At 69.7% G+C, this 18,229-nt stretch carries 7 protein-coding genes; 1 reads left to right on the top strand and 6 read right to left on the bottom strand.

Annotated features, from left to right (window positions below; all coding sequences use genetic code 11):
* Positions 1-45: 45 nt before the first annotated feature.
* The 5 genes from MQE23_RS16070 to MQE23_RS16050 all read right to left on the bottom strand — a co-directional run bounded on the left by MQE23_RS16070 (position 46) and on the right by MQE23_RS16050 (position 13,512).
* Positions 46-1,950, bottom strand: a complete 1,905-nt coding sequence (locus MQE23_RS16070; protein WP_279345146.1) for a non-ribosomal peptide synthetase — start codon at positions 1,948-1,950, stop codon at positions 46-48.
* A complete protein-coding gene (locus tag MQE23_RS16065; protein WP_243379454.1) occupies positions 1,934-8,785 on the bottom strand; it encodes a type I polyketide synthase in 6,852 nt (2,283 codons plus the stop codon). Before MQE23_RS16065 ends, MQE23_RS16070 begins: the two co-directional genes overlap by 17 nt.
* A complete protein-coding gene (locus tag MQE23_RS16060; RefSeq protein WP_243379453.1) occupies positions 8,778-10,925 on the bottom strand; it encodes a beta-ketoacyl synthase N-terminal-like domain-containing protein in 2,148 nt (715 codons plus the stop codon). Before MQE23_RS16060 ends, MQE23_RS16065 begins: the two co-directional genes overlap by 8 nt.
* The gene (locus MQE23_RS16055; RefSeq protein ID WP_243379452.1) at positions 10,925-12,154 is read right to left on the bottom strand and encodes a cytochrome P450; all 1,230 of its coding nucleotides are present in this window, start codon (positions 12,152-12,154) and stop codon (positions 10,925-10,927) included. Before MQE23_RS16055 ends, MQE23_RS16060 begins: the two co-directional genes overlap by 1 nt.
* A gap of 152 nt (positions 12,155-12,306) precedes the next feature.
* Positions 12,307-13,512, bottom strand: coding sequence for a beta-ketoacyl-[acyl-carrier-protein] synthase family protein (locus MQE23_RS16050; RefSeq protein ID WP_037672273.1), 1,206 nt, complete (start codon positions 13,510-13,512; stop codon positions 12,307-12,309).
* A gap of 391 nt (positions 13,513-13,903) precedes the next feature.
* On the opposite strand from MQE23_RS16050, the gene MQE23_RS16045 reads away from it, so the two are divergent.
* Positions 13,904-16,456 carry an AAA family ATPase gene (locus tag MQE23_RS16045; protein WP_347710135.1) on the top strand — a complete coding sequence of 851 codons (2,553 nt, stop codon included), beginning with the start codon at positions 13,904-13,906 and terminating at the stop codon, positions 16,454-16,456.
* Between the two features lie 8 nt (positions 16,457-16,464).
* On the opposite strand, the gene MQE23_RS16040 is transcribed toward MQE23_RS16045, so the two are convergent.
* The gene (locus MQE23_RS16040; RefSeq protein ID WP_037674296.1) at positions 16,465-18,210 is read right to left on the bottom strand and encodes a 3-hydroxyacyl-CoA dehydrogenase family protein; all 1,746 of its coding nucleotides are present in this window, start codon (positions 18,208-18,210) and stop codon (positions 16,465-16,467) included.
* Positions 18,211-18,229: the final 19 nt, after the last annotated feature.

Genomic DNA, 18,229 nt, shown 5'->3' with positions numbered 1-18,229 from the left:
GAGTGTCCGGCTGGTGCCCTCGGTACCAGCCGGACACTCAGGTGGTTACGCGGCCGCGCGCGACTCCTGTACGCGGCCCGCCAGAGACCGGATCGTCGGTGCGGAGAAGAGCGTGGAAACGGGCAAGGAGACGTTCAGTTCCTTCCTCACCACTGCCATCAGACGTACGGCCCGCAGAGAGTCCCCGCCCAGTTCGAAGAAGTTGTCCAGGACGGACAGCGAGGACGTTTCGAAGAAGTCCTTCCACAGGGAGAGCAGGACCTGTTCCTCCTCGGTGTCGGGACGAGCGTTCTCATCCTCCGGGTCCGGCTCCTCCTCGTGCCGGGCCAGTGAGGCGCGGTCCACCTTGCCGTTCGCCGTCAGGGGCAGTGCGTCCCACACGGTCACCAGGGACGGAAGCATGTACGGCGGCAGGAATTCCTCCGCGGCCTTCCTGACGTCCGCTCCCGTTCGCCCGGCACCCTCCTCCAGCACGACGTGCGCCAAGAGTCGCTTACGGTTCCGGTCGCCCGGGGCCGTGACGACAGCGCCCGTGACCCCCGGACATCGCAGCAGCGCGGCTTCCACATCGCCGAGCTCGATCCGGTAACCGCCGACCTTGACCTGCATGTCGTCGCGGCCGAGGAACTCGATCTCCCCGCCTGGCAGGAGACGCCCCCAGTCACCGGTCCGGTACACGCGTTCTCCGGTGGACGGAGAGACCGTGAAACTCTTCGCGGTCTTCTCCGTGTCGCCGAGGTATTCACGGGCCAGGCCGGCGCCGGCGATGCAGATCTCGCCCACGACCCAAGTGGGGCGCGGCCGGAGCAGCGAATCCGCCACAAAGACCTTCTGGTTCCGCATGGACGTGCCGTAGGGGATGGACGGCAACGTCGCATCTTCGGGCACGATCCGATGCCAGATCGACCAGATCGACGCCTCGGTCGCACCCCCGAGGCTCCACAGCGCCGCCCGAGGGAAGAACCGCCGGATCTCGTCGGGCAAGGCCACGGGAATCCAGTCCCCGCTCATGAGGACGGCGCGCAGCGAGGACGGAGCCCCCGGGGATCGGGGACCCGTGTCCTCGGACGACGCCAGGTGCTCGCACACCATGGCCATCAGGGCGGGGACGCTGTTCCACACCGTCACGCTCTCCTCGGCCATCAGGGCGAGCCAGCTGGCGGGTTCGCGTGCGTCTTCCGGTCCGGGCAGCACGACTGCGCCACCGGCGGAGAGAGGGCCGAAGATGTCGTAGACCGACAGGTCGAAGTTGAGAGCCGAAAGGCCGAGGACGCGGTCGTCCGCGGAGAGCGACAGCTCGTCGTTGACGTCCAGGATCGTGTTGACCACCGGACCGTGCTCGATCACCACCCCTTTGGGGACGCCTGTGGAGCCAGAGGTGTAGATCACGTATGCGACGTCACGAGGTGTCACCGGGACGTCCGGCGCCGTGTGGACCGCGGCGTTCTCGACCGGGCTGGGCGCTTCGACGTCCAGCACCGTGACGCCGTCGGGCCAGTCGACGACGTCGCGCAGCGCGGGTTGGGTGAGGATCGTCTCCAGGCCCGCGGCGGCGATCACCTCGGCGAGGCGCTGGGCCGGCCAGCGCGGGTCGACGGGGACGTACGCACCTCCTGACCGCAACACGCCCAGGCTGCCGACCACCTGCTCCCAGCCCTTGTCCATCACCACACCGACCAGCGTTCCCTTGGTGGTGCCGTGCTCCACCAGGAGAGAGGCCACACGAGCCGATTCGGCGTCGACGTCGCCATAGGTGAGCCGCCGGTCGCGTGAGATCACCGCAACGGCATCGGGAGTACGCGCGGCTCGCTCGACGAAACGGCCATGAAGGGTGTGGTCCGAGGCGAACCCGGGCGCTGGAGTGGGCTGAAGCCCCCCACCGCCGGCAGCCGTCGCAGGGTCGTTCGCCCAGGCGGGCGCGAGCCAGGCGGAGTTAGCGACAGAGTTCACGAATCAGCCTTTCGTATGCCGAGAACATGGAGTCCAAGACGCCCTCCGGGAACACTTCCTCCACCACGTCCCAGTTGAGGATCAGACCACCGCTCTCCTCGAACGCTGTGTGGTCGAGGATGACTTGCGGGGTGCGGACCCCGCTCCATACGGGCGTGCCGGTCTCGCCCATGCGGCACAGCCAGCCCACGGGCCCGGCCTCCTGCCCGCCCGCGGCGGCCCCGCCGATCGTGCTGTTGAAGACGACCGGCATGCGTGCCCGCCCCGCGCTCGCGTCCATGCGACCGAGGTCCCTCAGCACATCGAGGCCCGAATAGTCGGTGTGTTCCATGTCCTGCATCAGCTGCCGCTGGATCCGACGGGCCGTGTCCCGGAAAGGAGCGGCCTGGTCGACCCGCACCTCGAGCAGACTTGTGGAGGAGAAGTTGCCTATGACATGCGCTGTGTCCACACCGGGTACCGCGTCCCGTTGCGACACGAGGCAGGTGATCGTGAAGTCCGGTGTCTTGGACCACGCGGCCAGCACGTGACAGTACGCCCCGAGTACGGCGCCCGACGCCGTCAGACCGGCTGCCGCGGCATTGCGCTTGAACTGTTCCCACTCCGGCGCGTCGACGCGTAGGAAGCGGTTGGTGAACACGGGGCGCGGCACATCGGCAAGGCGGACCGCGAGGGGCAGTTCAGGAGCGGGGGGCAGGCTCTGGAGGCGACCGCTCCAGTACGACCTGCTCCGGCTGTTCTCCGCCGCCGCGGCCTGCTCGCGCACCTTGAGCGTGAACTCGTCGAACCCGGACCGGAGTTCCGGAAGCTGCAGGTCCGGAGCGTCGTACAGCTGCGCCCACTCCTTGAAGAGGACGGAGGTGCTGCTGCCGTCCGAGACGAGTACGTCGATGCCGAAGTGCAGTCGCGTCACGGTCGGGCTGATGGCCGTGGCGCGCACCATGAACAGGGGCCAGCTCGTGACGTCGAACTCCTTGGCCTTCAGCTCCGCGTGTATCGCGGCGAGCCGCTCGTCGCGCTCGTCCTCCGTGAGCCGGGTCAGGTTCTCGACGGGGATCGATACGCGCGGCACGGTGCCCAGCACCCGCTGGCTCCCGGCCTCCGGGTCGAAGACGGCCCGCAGCATCGGGTGGCGCCGTACGAGCCGGTCGAGCGCGTGCTCGGCCGCCGCCACGTCGAAGCCCGCCAGGTCGACCTCCACGTACAAGTACGTGGAGACATTGCCCAGTTCGAAGTCGCCGGAGCGCCCCGCGAGATACGCCTCCTGCAGCTTGGTCAGGGGAAACGGGGCGGAGTCGGGTAGGGCGGGCTCGTCCGCCCTCGGCTCCTCGGCGTCCGCGCTCTGTCGCGCCTGCTGCTTCGCCGGCACGGCAGTCGGGGCCGGAGCGGAGCCCGTCTCGGCGACCTGGCCCGGGCCGGGCTCCTCGGATTCGTCCGGCTGCTCCTGCCCGTCATCGGGCTGGAACAGATCCACGACGTGGGAGACGAGTGCCTCCGGAGTCGGGTGGTCGAAGACCACGGTGGCGCCCAGCCGGATGTCGAGTTTGCGGCCGAGGCGGACGCGCAGCTCCATGGAGGTGAGGGAGTCGAAGCCCATCTCGTAGAAGGACTGCTGGGCATCCACGCGCCGGGCTTCGGTGCCGAGCAGTTCGGCCACGCTCTCCTTGACCACCGTGAGGAGGCCGGCGACGCGTTGGTCGCGGGATGCGTCCGTCGAGTTCAGGAGGTCGAGGACGGTGGCCGCCTCCTGCGGACGGGTGGGCCGGTCGGCCTCGGCGCGTGGCTGAGCGGAGGCGGCAGGCTCCTCCTGCGTCTCCGGCCGCGGAGCCGGCGCGGGCGGGGCGGCGGCGACAGCGGGTGCGGGTGCGGGTTCGCGCACCTTCTCGGTCCGGGGCACTGCGCGCCCGGCGAGGCGGGAGAACAGGAACGGGCCGTCCATCGTCGCGTCGTCGGTCGCATCGGCCACCGCGAGACGTGCCGCGATCACCGCGGTGGTGCCGCTGCCGAGTGCGGCATCGAACAGGGCGAGTCCCTCCGGCACCGTGAACGGCGCCACTCCGTTGCGCCGCAGCCGCAGCAGATCTGCCTCGTCGAGGTGCCCCGTCATGCCCGTCGCCTCGTCCCACAGGCCCCAGGCCACGGAGTTGGCCGGCCGCCCCTGTGCCCGGCGCCAGTGCGCGAAGTGGTCCAGGAAGGTGTTCGCGGCGGCGTAGTTGGCCTGCCCGGGGCCGCCGAGCACGCCGTAGAGGGAGGAAAAGACGGTGAAGAAGCGAAGGTCGTCCTCGCGCGTCGCAGCGTCCAGGTTGAGCGCCGAGTCGACCTTGCTCGCCAGCACACGGTGCAGTTGCCCGGGCGTCATGTTCGGCACGATGGCATCGTCGAGGAGGCCCGCGGCATGGACGACGCCTGCCAGCGGACGTTCCGAGCGCAGTTGGTCCAGGACCGTTTGCAGGCGCTCCGCGTCGGTGGTGTCGACCTCGAGCACGCGAACCGAGGCGCCCAGCCGCTCCAGGTCGGAGGTGAGGGCCGTGACACCGGGCGCCTGCCGGCCACTGCGGCTGAGCAGCGCCACAGACCGCACGGACTTCCGGGTGACGAGGTGGCGGGCCAGGGCGCGGCCGATGGTGCCGGTGCCGCCGGTGATGACGACGGTGTCGTCGCCGCAGTCCGGGAACGGGGCGGTGACGGAAGCGTGAGGCGACAGATGCGGGCGCAGCACACGGCCCGCGCGCACGGCCAGCTGGGCCTCGGAACGCAGCAACGCCGCCTTGATCGGTGCCGGTTCGGCGACTGCGGCGTCGTCGACGTCGATGATGCGGATCTGACCGGGGTTCTCGGTCTGCGTGGTGCGCACCATCCCCCAGAGAGTGCTGGAGGCCAGGTCGTGCGCGTCATCGCCGGGCACGGCCACCGCGTTCCGGGTGACGAACGTGAGCAGGGCACGCTCGGAGAGGTCCTCGGCGAGCATCCACTGCTGGACGGCCTCCAGCGCCCACGCTGCCGAGTCGTGGACGTGAGCCGCGGTCACGGCCCCGGGGCCCGTCGGCGGGGCGGACAGGACGACCTGCCAGTCTCCGGGCAGAGCCCTGACGATCATGATGGCCTCGTCGAGCGTGGCCACGGTGATCCCGCCGTGTGCGGTGTCCCGCAGGGACGAGGCGAGCGGCCCGTCAGCCCCCACGACGCACAGGCGGCGTTCCACGCCGAGTTCGCCCTCGGCCTCGGCCCAGTCGGTCGTGTAGAGCGTGGCCTCCTCGTGGTCCGGCTGCTGAGCGGGTCGTTCAAGGCCGCGGACCACCATGCGGTCGATGCTCAGCAGCACGTGTCCGTCGTCGTCGGCCAGAGTGAGGGCGATCGCGTCGGGAGCCACTCGGCGGGCAACGGCCCAGCACTGGTCGGCATGGTCGCCCTCATCGACATGTACGCCGTTGAACGCGAAGGGGACGGCGATGTCCGCTGCCGCCGGCGTTTCGATCAGGCCACAGGCCACGGCGGCGTGCAGTGCCGCGTCGGACAGCGCCGGGTGCAGCGCGAAGCCGCTGTGGTTGACCCGAGCGCTGTCCGGCAGGACCACCCGGGAGCGGGCCCAGCCGTCGCCGTGCTCTCCACTGCGTACGCCCTGGAACGCGTCGCCGTAGCCGTAGCCCATCCCGTGCAGCCGCGAGTACAGCGTGTCGGTCTCCAGGCGTACGGCACCGGCCTCGGTCGGGGGAGCGGCGGGAGCCGGTCGAGGGGTCTCGGGGGACACCAAGCCCTCCGCGTGATGCCGCCACTCGGCGTCGGCCGCCGAGCGCGAGTACACCGCCACGGCCCGTTTCCCCTGCGCGTCGGCGCTGCGCGCGGTCACCTGGACGTCGACCTGAGACCCGTCCACCGGCAGGAACAGCGGATCCCGGAGCACCATCTCGTCGAGGTCGGGGCAGTCGAGTTCGCGTCCCGCCGACAGCAGCAGCTCCGCGAAGGCGGTGCCGGGCAGCAAAGGCGTGTCCTCCACCCGGTGGTCCATCAACCACGGGTGGCTTCGGATGGACAGGCGCCCGCTCATCACCGTGGTGCCGTCGACCGTCTCGACCACGGATGCCAGGAACGGGTGGCCGCCGGCTGCGATCCCCGTCCTGCGCGCGCTCGGGCGGGCAGCGGCGGCCACGGGGGCGGCCGTGGTCTGCACCGTGGTCTCCATCTGCGACGGAAGCCAGAACCTGCGTCCCTGGAACGGATAGGTGGGGAGGCCCTCCGGAGCCGGACCCGCGGACCACGCACCGCTGTGCAGGGCAGCCCAGTCGACGTCGTGTCCCTGTACGTAGGCCTCGGCGGCAGCCGTCAGGAACCGCTCGTACGAACCCTGGTCCCGACGGAGAGTCGCGCATACCGGGGCGTCGCTGTCGGCCTGCTCCAGAATCTGACGCAGCGGGGTGAGGAGCACCGGGTGCGGGCTGATCTCGATGAACGCGTCGTAGCCGTGCGACACCATGGCCGTGACGGTCTCGGCGAACCGGACCTGCTCGCGCAGGTTCCGGAACCAGTACGCGGGGGTCAGGTCCTGCCCCCGTACGCGGCCGCCTTCGACTGTGGAGAAGAAGGTCACCTCCTCCGCGGAGGCCTGGAGGCCGTCGAGTCCTGCCATGATCGAGCCTTCGAGCTCGGCCATGACGGGGGAGTGCGAGGCGCACTTGGCCGGGACCCGGCGGGCGTACACGCCCCGGTCCTCGCACTGGTCCAGCAGACGTCGGATACCGGGTTCGTCGTCGCCGGACAGGATGGTGAATGCGGGGCCGTTGCTCGCCGCGACCGTGAGATCCGCGACCGCTTCGCGTGTGGCGGCCAGCGCCTCCTCGACGCCGAGCGCCACGGCCACCATGGCGCCGCGCCCCTCGTCCTCCAGAACGCGGCTGCGGCAGGCGACCACACGGGCCGCCTCATCGAGACTGAGAGCACCGGCGAGGCACGCGGCGGCGACCTCGCCCTGAGAATGTCCGATCACCGCGGCGGGCCGGACACCGGCGAGCTCCCAGATCGACGCGAGACCCAGCATCATGGTGAAGATGAGTGGCTGGACGACGTCCGTGCGCTCTCGGTCCGTGTCGTGGTCCTCGCCGGTCAGCACTGCCAGCAAGTCGTAGTCGAGGTAGGGCTTGAAGGCTCCCGCGACCTCCTCGATCCTCAGCCGGAAGACGTCGCAGTCCTTGAGGAGCTGCACGGCCATGGCCTCCCATTGGGACCCCTGACCGGGGAACACGAAGACCGGGCGCCGAATGCGACGTGCCTCGTCGTGCACCACTGCCGGGGAGTCCGTGTCGTCGGCGAACGCCTGGAGCGCAGCGGCCAGATCCTCTCGTCCTCCCGCGATGGCGACGGCGCGGTGAGCGTAGTGCTCGCGCTGTGTCGCGAGCGCATGAGCGGTCGCCGCCAGGGACGAGGTCCCGGAGGTGATGTGTTCGGCGACCCTCGCGGCGTGAGAACGCAGAGCCGTCGGCGCCTTGGCGGAGAGGGTGAGGACGTGCGTGGCGTCGTCGGAGGCGTCCGCCGGGGCCGCGACAGCCGTCGGCTCGTCCTCCCAGGCCTCCAGGATCACATGCGAGTTGGTGCCGCTGACGCCGAACGAGGAGACGGCGCACCGACGTGCCCCGTCCTGTGCCGCGGGCCAGGGCCTGCTCTCACGCAGGACGTTCACCGACGAGGACCAGTCCACGTGGGAGTTGAGCTCCTCGACGTGCATGGTCTTGGGCATGGTGCCGGCGCGCATCGCGCTCAGGCACTTGATGACACCGCCGACTCCCGCGGCGGCCATGGAGTGGCCGATGTTCGACTTGAACGAGCCGATCCACACGGGCTCGTCCTCGCGGTCCGCTCCGTAGGTGGCCTGAATGGCGTTGGCCTCGATGGGATCGCCGAGCTTGGTGGCCGTACCGTGCGCCTCCACGAGCTGGATCTCGCCGGGCGTGAGCCGGGCGTCGGCGAGCGCCTGCTGGATCACCTTGACCTGAGCCTTGCCGCTCGGTGCGGTGAGGCCGTTGCTCGCGCCGTCCTGATTGACGGCGGTTCCCTTGATGACGCCGAGGATGCGGCGCCGATTGCGCCGGGCCTCCGAGAGGCGCTCGAGGACGAGGACGCCCGCACCTTCGGCCCAGACGGTTCCGTTGGCGGTGTCGGAGAAGGTACGACAGCGTCCGTCCGGTGAGAGGGCACCCTTCTTCGCGTAGTCCACGAACATGCCGGGCCCCGTGAGCACGGTGCAGCCGCCCGCGAGCGCCAGGTCCGTCTCGCCGCTGCGCAGGGACCGGACGGCGGTGTGGATCGCCACGCCGGACGACGAACAGGCGGTGTCGATGGTCAGGGCGGGACCTTCCAGGCCCAGGAGGTAGGCGATCCGCCCGGACGCCACGCTGGGTGAGGTGCCGGTGCCCATGAAACCGGCCGTCTCGTCCTGCCACTTCCACAGCGGCATCCCGTACTCGTTCGGCATCAGCCCGACGAACACGCCGGTCTGCGAACCCTTGAGGCTCGACGGGACGATGCCCGCCCGCTCGATCGCCTCCCAGGTGACCTGCAGGAGCACCCGCTGCTGCGGATCCATGGAGATCGCCTCAGCGGGTCTGATCCCGAAGAAGTCGGCGTCGAAGAGGTCCGCGTCGTGGAGGAACCCGCCCTGCCGCACGAAGCTCGGGTCGTAGAGGTCCTCGGTGTGCCACTCCCGGTTGTCGGGGAAGTCGGTGATGACGTCCCGGCCCTCGTCGACCAGGGCCCACAGGCGCTCCGGAGTGTTCATGCCGCCCGGGTAGCGGCAGGCCATACCTACGACGGCTATGTCTTCGGGCTGCGGTGTGTTCTCAGCCACGGAGTGCCTCCAGTTCGGTGTTCAGATGTGCCGCGAGGTCGTTGACCGTCGGGTGGTCGAAGAGCGCGGACTCGGGGAGTTCCACTGCGGTGGCGGCCGTGAGACGGTCCTGGAGCTCGAGCAGGGACATGGAGTCGACGCCCAGGTCCTTGAAGGTGCTGTCGGGGTCCACGCGCAGGTGCTCGTCGCCCGTCTCGCCCAGAACGTCGAGCAGTTCGCGCTCCAGGAACGACCGGATGAGCCAGAGCCGTTCCGAAGGATCGGCAGCCTGCTGCCAGCCGTCGAGCAGGGGGCGGGTGCGGGCCTCTTCCGGTGCCGCGGGGGCCGGTTCGGGGGCCGGGGCGACGGGGTGGGGCGGGGTGGGCCCGTGAAAGGTGTCGCGTTCGAAGGGGTACGTGGGCAGGCCGGGCACCTTGCGCCGTCCTGTTCCCAATCGATCTGCGACCTTGGCCAGGTCTCCGTGGGCGGCGTAGGTACCGGCGACGGCGACCCAGGCAGCGCGTTCAGCCCCTCCCTCGTGCAGCCAGTCCGCCGGGATGGCCAGGTCGTGGCCTGCCACGATCTTGAGCAGTCCGTCGCGCATCTCGTCCCAGCTGCCGCCGACCACCGCGACCCGGTGCTCGCCCTCGCCGCGCTGGGCGAGGGACCACGCCACGTCGCTCACGGTGTAGCGCTCCGTGGGGAAGGAGTGTTCGAGGAAGGCGCGGGCCAGTGAGCGGGCCGCTTCGCGGGTGCGACCGGAGAGACACCACACGGTGTCCGTGGTGGGGCGCTCGGACGGAGTCCGGGACCCGAGTCGGCCGGACGGATCCGTCCTGGCTGGTGAACCCGCCAGGACCACATGGACGTTGGTGCCGCCCATGCCGAAGGAGCTGACCCCGACGACTTCGTCGGTGCCCAGGCGCTCTTCCTGGTCCGCACCGACGACCCGGAGGTTGAGGTCCGCCAACGGCAGTTCCGCCGGGCTGCGGTGATGGTGGAGGGTCGGCGGCAGCTGCCCGTGATGCAGTACCAGGCATGCCTTGATGAATCCGGCGATGCCCGCCGCCGACTCCAGGTGCCCGATGTTCGACTTGACCGAGCCCACGAGCAACGGCGTGGCCCGCGAGCGCCGCCTGCCGATGGCCTCGCCGAGGGCCTCGGCCTCGACCGGGTCACCCACGGGCGTTCCCGTACCGTGCAGTTCGACGTAGCCGACCGACGCACCCGTGACCCCCGCGGCGCGGTGGGCGGCTTCGATCACCTCGCGCTGGGCGTCCGGACTGGGGACGCCGAGAGCTGTTCTGCCTCCGTCGTTGTTGGCGGCACTGCCGCGCACCACGCAGTAGACGTGGTCACCGTCGCGTACGGCAGCCTCGAGCGGCTTGAGTACGACGACGCCACCCCCTTCGGCGCGGACGTATCCGTCGGCACGCTCGTCGAAGGCGCGACAGCGGCCGTCGGCGGACAGGCCGCCCCACAGCTGAACCTGGTCGGTGACGTCCGGCAGGAGGTTGAGGTTCACGCCGGCGACGAGCGCCGCGTCGCATTCGCCCAGCCGCAGGCTCGCGAGTGCCCGGTGCAGCGCGTACAGGGAGGACGACTGACCGGTGTCGACGACTTCGCTGGGGCCGCGCAGCCCGAGGTGATGGGAGACGCGCCCCGCCAGCAGCGAGCGGCTCGAGCCCATGTGCCCGAACCTGTCGAGGCGCCCGGAGGCGAAGTACTGCGTTCTGAAGTCATCGGCGCCCGCCCCCACATAGACGCCCCAGCGCGTCGCGCGCAGGCTGTGAGCGGGAACGGCGGCGTCCTCCAACGCCTGCCAGGAGAGCTCGAGCAGGAGCCGCTGCTGCGGATCCATGTACTCGGCCTCACGCCGGACGATGCCGAAGAACCTGGCGTCGAACTCGTCGATGCCCTCGATGAAGCCGCCATGCCGAATGGGGTTGCGGGGTTCCGCGGGCGCGGGTCCGACCCGTTCCTCCCAGCGACCGGGCGGAGCGGTGCCCACGCTGTCCGCCGCGGACACGAGGTTGCGCCAGAACGCGCCCGGATCGGCGGCGCCGGGAAAGCGACACGACAAACCGATGACAGCCACGGGGTCCGCGCCTGGTGCCGTGTACGGCGGTGCCGGTTGTGGCTGGTGTGTCAGTGCGGTCATCAGGCTGCTTCACCTGTCTCTGCCGTGCCCGAGCGGGATCGCAGCGGCCCGGGGGCGACGACGAGATTCCTGAGTCCCCGGAAGGTGGGACTGGCCTTCCAGTCCATGTGCTGGGGCGCCGTGCGGACGGAGAGTTCCGGACAGCGTCGGACAAGGACGTCGAAGGCGACCTCCGCCTCCAGGCGCGCGAGGTGCTTGCCGATGCAGTTGTGGATGCCGCCGCCGAAAGCCAGGTGTTCACGGCGCGGCTGGTCGACGGTGAAGCGGTCGGGATCCTCGAAACGTGCGTCGTCGCGGTTGGCCGCCGCGAAGGCCAGGAACACGATGGAGCCGGCCGGGATGGTCGTCCCGCCCACCTCGACCGACTCGGTGGCGTACCGGTAGAGCGACAGATTGAAGGGGGACTGATGGCGCAGCATCTCCTCCACGGCGGTCGGCACGAGTGACCGGTCCCGCCATACGCGCGCCTTCTGATCCGGGTCCGATTCCAGTACCAGCAGCCCCGTGACGATCAGGTTCGCCGAGGTCTCGTAGCCGGCGGCGAGCAATGCGTACGCCTGGGCGACCGCCTGCGACTCGCTGAGGGAGACGGCGAGTTGCGTCAGGATGTCGTCGGTGCCCGTCTCACGTCGCTGCGCGATGAGGCCGCGAAGGTAGCCGACCATGCGCTGCGCATCGCGCCGGAGCACCTCGGGTTCCGCATCGCTGGTGATCGTCTGCACCCATTGGTGGAACGTCTCGCGATCCTCGCGCGGGACCCCGAGCGTGTCGCAGATGACTCCGATCGAGTAGGGAAAGGCGAAGTCCTGGACGAGGTCGAACGACTCCTGTCCCGCGACGGCGTCCAGTACTGATTCGGCCAGTTCCTGCATGGCCTGGCGCTTGGGAGCCACTGCCCGCGCGGTGAAGGAGCTGTTGAGCGGTTTGCGCAGGGCGGTATGGACCGGCGGGTCGTTGTTCGCCATGTTGTCGTAGAGCAGCGAGCTTCGGTCCTGCTGCTGTCCGCTGCCCTGGGCGCTCGCCGCGAACAGCGGCATTGCTTCGTCTATGCTTTTGCGGAACCGGGAATCGCGCAGCACGAATTCGACATCCTCGTAGGAAGTCACCAACCAGGCACGCAAGTTCGGCGGCAGGTAGGCCATACCCGTTTCGAGTACGACTTCGGTGGGTTTGTTTCCGCGTTGCTTTATCGCCCGGTAGACCGAATGCGGATCCCTGTAGAAATCCACATCTAGACGGATGGGGCACCTGTTCTCATGTATCTCGGATGTCATGGACTTCTTTCGAAGAGAGAGTCAAAGCAGTGCCGCTCGGTGACAGTGGCGCCCCGCACTGGCCCAACTCGCTTGGGCGACCCGGCAGTTGAGGGCTCCTGTAAACGTCAGGCACGGCCGAAGACGAGCGAGACGTTGTGCCCGCCGAAGCCGAAGGAGTTGGCCAATGCGGTGTGGAACCGTCCCGGGCGTGGCTCGTCCATCACCACATCCAGATCGATGCGCGGATCCACTTCCCGCAGGTTGCGGGTCGCGGGCACGACGCCGTCACGCAGCGCCAGGACCGCCGCAGCCGCACCCATGGCCCCGGACGCCCCCAACATGTGGCCGGTCATGGATTTCGTCGCGGTGACCACGGCATGCGTACCGATGGCCTGGGCGATGGCATCGGATTCGCACGCGTCGCCCTGAGGTGTCGACGTCGCGTGGGCGTGGACGTGCCCCACGTCCTCCCCGGTGATCCGCGCGTCGCGCAGCGACAGGGTCATGGCGCGCACCTGTCCTGCCACGTCCGAGGCGGTGATGTGGGCGGCACTCGAACTGGTGCCCGCACCCAGGGCCGTCGCATGGGCGCGAGCGGCGCGGGCTCGCGCGTGGTCCGCTCGCTCCAGCACGACGACCGCGCCCCCCTCGGCAAGGACGAAGCCATTGCGCTGGGCGTCGAAGGGCCGGCTGGCGTGTGCCGGATCATCGTTGGACGTGGACAGCGCCATCATCTGCGCGAAGCCGGTGAGCGGCAGGGGCAACACGCTGGCTTCCACGCCCCCGGCCACGACGACATCGGCCCGGCCGGCCCGGATGAGGTCCAGGCCGAGAGCGATGGCCTCGGCCCCCGACGCGCAAGCGCTGACGGGAGTGTGGGCGCCGGCTTGTGCGCCCAGGTCCATGCTGACCCACGCAGCGGGGCCGTTGGCCATCAGCATGGGCACGGTGTGGGGTGAGACCCGCCGCGGCCCCTTGACCTCGAGCGTGTGGTTCTGGGCCAGCAGGGACGTGACGCCACCGATGCCGGTGCCCATCACCACCGCGAGGCGCTCAGGGGGAAGTTCCGGGGAGCCGGCGTCCTGCCAGGCCTCCCGGGACGCCACGAGGGCGATCTGCTCCGCACGGTCGAGCCGACGGGCTTCGGTCCGTGCCAGGGAGTCGGCGGGGTTCACCGCAAGGCGCCCGGCGATCCGGACGGGCAGCTCCCGGGCCCATTCGTCCTCCAGGCAGCTGATTCCGTTGGCGCCGTCTCGCATTGCGGCCCACGTGCTCGGCATATCTCCGCCGAGCGGCGTCATTGCGCCCAGACCGGTAACCCATACGTCCACTGTTCCATCTTCCCTTCACTGCTGCCAGTCGGGTTCCGGGCCTAGAAATCCGTTGTAGGTCTTGGCATTTCTCATGCAGTTCCCATCCGGGAATGGGAAGAGCGGCTGAAAGCGTCGAGGGCCCCACAGGGCTTTGCACGCTAGCCAATGCTCAGACGTGTTGCAAGAAGCCCCAGTTCATTGGGGGTTGATGATTAGGGGGGTGCGCCACCCCCCTATTTCATCACCGTAAAGAGGGCGCGACCGATCTGGCCCCAGTCCCGCCCGGCGCCACGGTGGGTCGGCTTCAGCGGTGCGAGCGTCACCGGGTTAGGGGGGGTGTCGCCAGGCATGCTTTGATTGCGTGAGCAGTACATGTGGCGGCCGAAGCCGGGCGGCCCTGGAAGGAGCGATGTCCGTCATGGAGTTGGCAGAACGATGCCGAGCACAACAACTTCTTGACGGACTTTTTAGAGAGGCCCGTGACGGTAGGGGGCAAGCTGCTCTGGTTCTCGGTCCCCCTGGGGTCGGGAAGACCCGGATGGCCGACTACGTCAAAGGGCAGGCCGAGCGAGCCGGCGCGACTGTGCTGAGCGCCACGGCATCGGCGGCGGAGCGCTCGTTCCCGCTGGGCGTCGTTGCCCAACTCCTGTCCTGTCTGGGCTATTCCATGGACGAGATCGCGGCCGCGTGCGAGTCACCGGCCAAGGTGGCCGCCGTGGTGCACGACGCCGTCTGCGAGGTCGCCGAGCGCACACCACTGATCGTCACCGTTGATGATGTCCACGACATCGACAGCGAGTCCCTGCGCTACCTGCTCTACGTCATCCACCGTGTGGCCCCACTGCGCGCCCTCATCCTGCTCACCGGGAGTTCCGACCTCCCCCAGCAGAGTCCCGCATTGACGGCCGAGTACATGCGCAATCCCAGCTGCTCGCTGCTGCGCCTCACCTCGCTGTGCCCTGCGTGTGTCAAGGGAGTACTCGCCGAGCACATGGGAAGCGGCGTCTGCGACCGGACCGTGTCGCTGTGGCGGCGGGCGTCCGGGGGGAGCCCTCTGCTGCTGCACGCGCTTCTGAAGGACTGGTCGAGTTCCGGTGCACCGGGCGAACCGGGCCAGGGCGCGGTCCCCCCTCCACCGGGTGGCGACGCGGTCCGGTTCGCCGTTCAGTACATCCACGGTCTGATGACCGAGGACGGGCTGCGGACCGCGCGGGCGCTCGCTGTCCTCGGGGAGTCGGCTACCGCGGAGCGAGTGGAGCGACTGCTGCACCACCTGGGCATGTCCGCCGGTGAGGCCGCACGTTCGCGCACGGCCCTGGAGGCAGCCGGCCTGACCGACGGCCTCACCTACCACCTGGAGGCAGCTCGTGACGTGGTGCTGGACGGCATCCCCGGCGACGAACGCACACGGCTGCATCTGAACGCCGCCCTGGCACTGCGCGAGGCCAACGCCGAACTGGGCGTGGTGGCAGGACATTTGGTGCAGGCGCGGCCCGCCCAGGAGCCCTGGGCGGTCATCGCCCTGCGGGAAGCTGCCGCGCAGGCCCTGCATGAGCACGACGCCGAACAGGCCATCGCCTTCCTCAGAGCCGCGTACGACGCGTCCGCCGACGGATCGACGCGCGCCCTGGTCCGGGCCGAACTGGCGCAGGCGGAGTGGGAAGTGGACCCGGGGGCAGTGCGCTGGCACCTGACCGATCTGCTCGATGAGCACCGGGCCGGTCGACTGAGCCGGGATCACAGTCTGCTGCTGGGCATGTATCTGTTGTGGTCGGGGCGGACGCAGGAGGTCAGCGCCCTCCTCACCGACCTCGATGCCGTGCGGGAGGAGCTGCCCCAGGACGCTCGGGCCCGCCTGGACGCCTTGCGGGTCTGGCTCGCGTACTTCTTTCCCAATCACGGCGCGCGATACCGGCACAGCCCCCTGGAATCCCCGCACGATCCGGGCCAGTGCATCGTGTCGGTCGATCCGCAGTGGGACGGAGCGCTGGTGCTCGCGTCGTTGCTGACCGAGGGACCCACCGACGACGCGTGTGGAGCCGCCGAGCAGCTCCTGCAGGCGCAAGTGCCGCATGAACCACTCCTGGCACCCACGATGGCCGCGTTGATCTCGCTGATTCGCGCCGCACGCCTCGAACGAGCCGCGGACTGGTGCGACCGGCTGGTCGTGGGCTGCTCGGGGCGCACGACCACCTGTCAGGCCATCCTGCTGGCCGCCAGCGCCATCCTGGAGAGCTGGCTGGGCAATTTCACGACCGCGTTGAGCCGCGCGGAGCAGGCCCTGGCGCTGCTGCCTCCACCGGCTTGGGGGGTGGCCGTCGGTCTGCCGCTCTCCGCCAAGGTTCTCGCCTGCGTCGGTCTCGGGGACCTCGAGGCGGCGACCGAGTGCTTCCGCGCCCCGGTACCCCAGTTGATGTTCCAGTCCCTGCCCGGACTGCACTACTTGCAGGCGCGCGGTCGTCTCCACCTGGCCGCGGGGCGTCACAAAGCGGCGCTCGGCGATTTCTACGCGTGCCGGGACCTGATGGCCGCATGGAAGCTCAAGGTGTCCGTCTTCACGGCGTGGCGGGTCTACGCCGCCGAAGCGCTCGCCGAGCTCGGTGACAGGGACGAGGCGGCGCGCCTCCTGGAGGAGGAGCTGGCACAGCCGGACACGGGCAGCCCGTGGCTGCGCAAGCAGGCGCAGGTGGTGTACGACCGGTTGGGTGGCACCGGCTCCGACACGCGGTCCGGCATGAGGCCGTCGGCGGTGACCGAAGAGTTCCACACGCTGAGCAGGGCCGAACATCGGGTGGCCCAGCTCGCGCGGGAGGGTCTCACCAATCGGGAGATCTCCGAGCAGCTCGGTGTCACCCCCAGCACCGTCGAGCAGCATCTGACCCGCATCTACCGGAAGCTGGGGGTGCGGGGCCGTGCAGAGCTCCCCGTGGCACTGAACTCAACGGAGTTCTGCCGGAGTTGAGCGGTGCCTCACGCCCTGCGCAGTCCCCGGCCCGCCTTGCGTCCGAGATAGCCCCCGCCCACCAGCTCCCTGAGAACGGCCGGGGGTTCGCAGCCCGCCCCGGGAAACTCGGCGTGCAGACGTTCCAGGATCGCCAGGGAGACGTCCAGGCCGATGGCGTCGAGCAGGGTGAACGGTCCCATCGGGTATCCGAATCCCCGTTCCACCGCGGTGTCGAGCGCCCCGACGTCGACAGCGGGGTCATCCAACAACCGCACCGCGTCCGTGAGATAGGGGAAGAGCAGGCGATTGACGATGAAGCCGGCTCGGTCGGGGCAGGTCACCGAGACCTTGCCGAGGCCGGCACAGAACGCGCGGCCCGCATCCATCACGTCGTCGGCCGTGTCCGGCGTCCGCACCAGCTCCACCAGCTTCATCACGGGCGCGGGGTTGAAGAAGTGCAGGCCGAGCGTCTCTCCGGGACAGCCGGCCGGAGCGGTACAGGCCGCGACGGACAGGCTGGAGGTAGTGGTGGCCAGGATCGCACCGGGCCGGCGAACCGCCCCGAGCTGCGCGAACACGCCGCGCTTGATGTCGAGGTCCTCCGCGACGGCCTCGATGACCAGGTCGCAGTCGGCGAGCGCCGACACGTCGTCGACGGCGGCGAGCGCGGCGACCGCCTCCTCCTTCCCGGTCGGAGTGATCCTGCCCCGACGCACCGCCTTGACCAGCGATGCCTCGATGGCCATCGCGGTGCTCTGTGCCTTGTCGGTGCTACGAGCCACCAGCGTGACGCGGAGCCCGGACGTGGCGCACACCTCCGCGATACCGCGTGCCATCGTGCCGGAGCCGTACACGCCGACGTGACGTATGCGCCTGCCGGGTGACGGGGAATCCACACGGCCCTGCTCGACCGGGCTCTGCTCGCTCGGCAGACCTTGCTCGTCGTAACCGTGGAAGCCCTGGCCGGTCTTCCTTCCCAGGGTGCCCCTTCGAAGCATCGAGGTCAGGAGCGGCACCGGGCGGAAGGCTTCGTCACCGGTGCGGTTCCAGTGCGACTGCAGGCAGCTGTGGACCTCGTCCACGCCCAGCTCGTCGATCAGCTCCAACGGACCGGACGGCAGTCCGCAACCGAGCCGCATCGCGGTATCGATGTCGCGGGGGGAAGCGAAACCCTCCGCGACCATGGCGGCAGCGCGGTTGAGGTACGGGTGGACGAGCCGAGCGGCGGAGTCGCTCGCATGGTGCCCGAGAACGACGCTTTCGAGGCCGATGGCTGTCGCGAGGCGTTCCGCCACCTCGACTGCTTCGTCGGAGGTCAGTGAGGTGCGTACGACTTCGGCGCGCCTGCCGGTCGCCGGCGGGCGCAGCAGCCGCAGGCCGGCGATCCGGTCGGGACACCCCGATGCGGTGGCGAGAGGGAAGAGAGGCAGCGAGGAGGCCGTGGTGACGAACGCCGTATCGGGCGGGCAGACCTGACGCAGCCGGCGAAGTACGTCGCGCTTGGCGGCCAGATCATCGGTCACCGCCTCCACCACGACCCCGACGTGGGCCAGCGCGGTGATGTCGGTGGTCAGGGCGCAGGAGGCGGGCTCTCCGGTCGCGTCGAGGTCTTGGCCCTTGAGGCGTCGTTCGACCCGGGCGATGACATCGGGGTCGTGGTCGACGCCGACCACCGGGCGTCCGGTGGCGGCGACCATGCCCAACAACGCTTCGCCTACCGTCCCGAGTCCCACGACTCCGACGGCCCGGCCGGGTTCCACTGTGTCCTGCACGTCCATTCCTCTGGTTGTC

This window comes from Streptomyces sp. HP-A2021, assembly GCF_022807935.1.
In the GTDB taxonomy this organism is placed as follows: Bacteria; Actinomycetota; Actinomycetes; order Streptomycetales; family Streptomycetaceae; genus Streptomyces; species Streptomyces afghaniensis.
Note: the sequence above shows the minus strand (reverse complement) of the source record. Positions and strands in the feature narration are given on the sequence as shown.

What these genes read in the sequence shown, in the direction of transcription:
- MQE23_RS16060 (WP_243379453.1), bottom strand. Translation starts at nt 10,925, where the DNA reads ATGACCGCACTGACACACCAGCCACAACCGGCACCGCCGTACACGGCA.
- MQE23_RS16045 (WP_347710135.1), top strand. Translation starts at nt 13,904, where the DNA reads ATGTCCGTCATGGAGTTGGCAGAACGATGCCGAGCACAACAACTTCTT.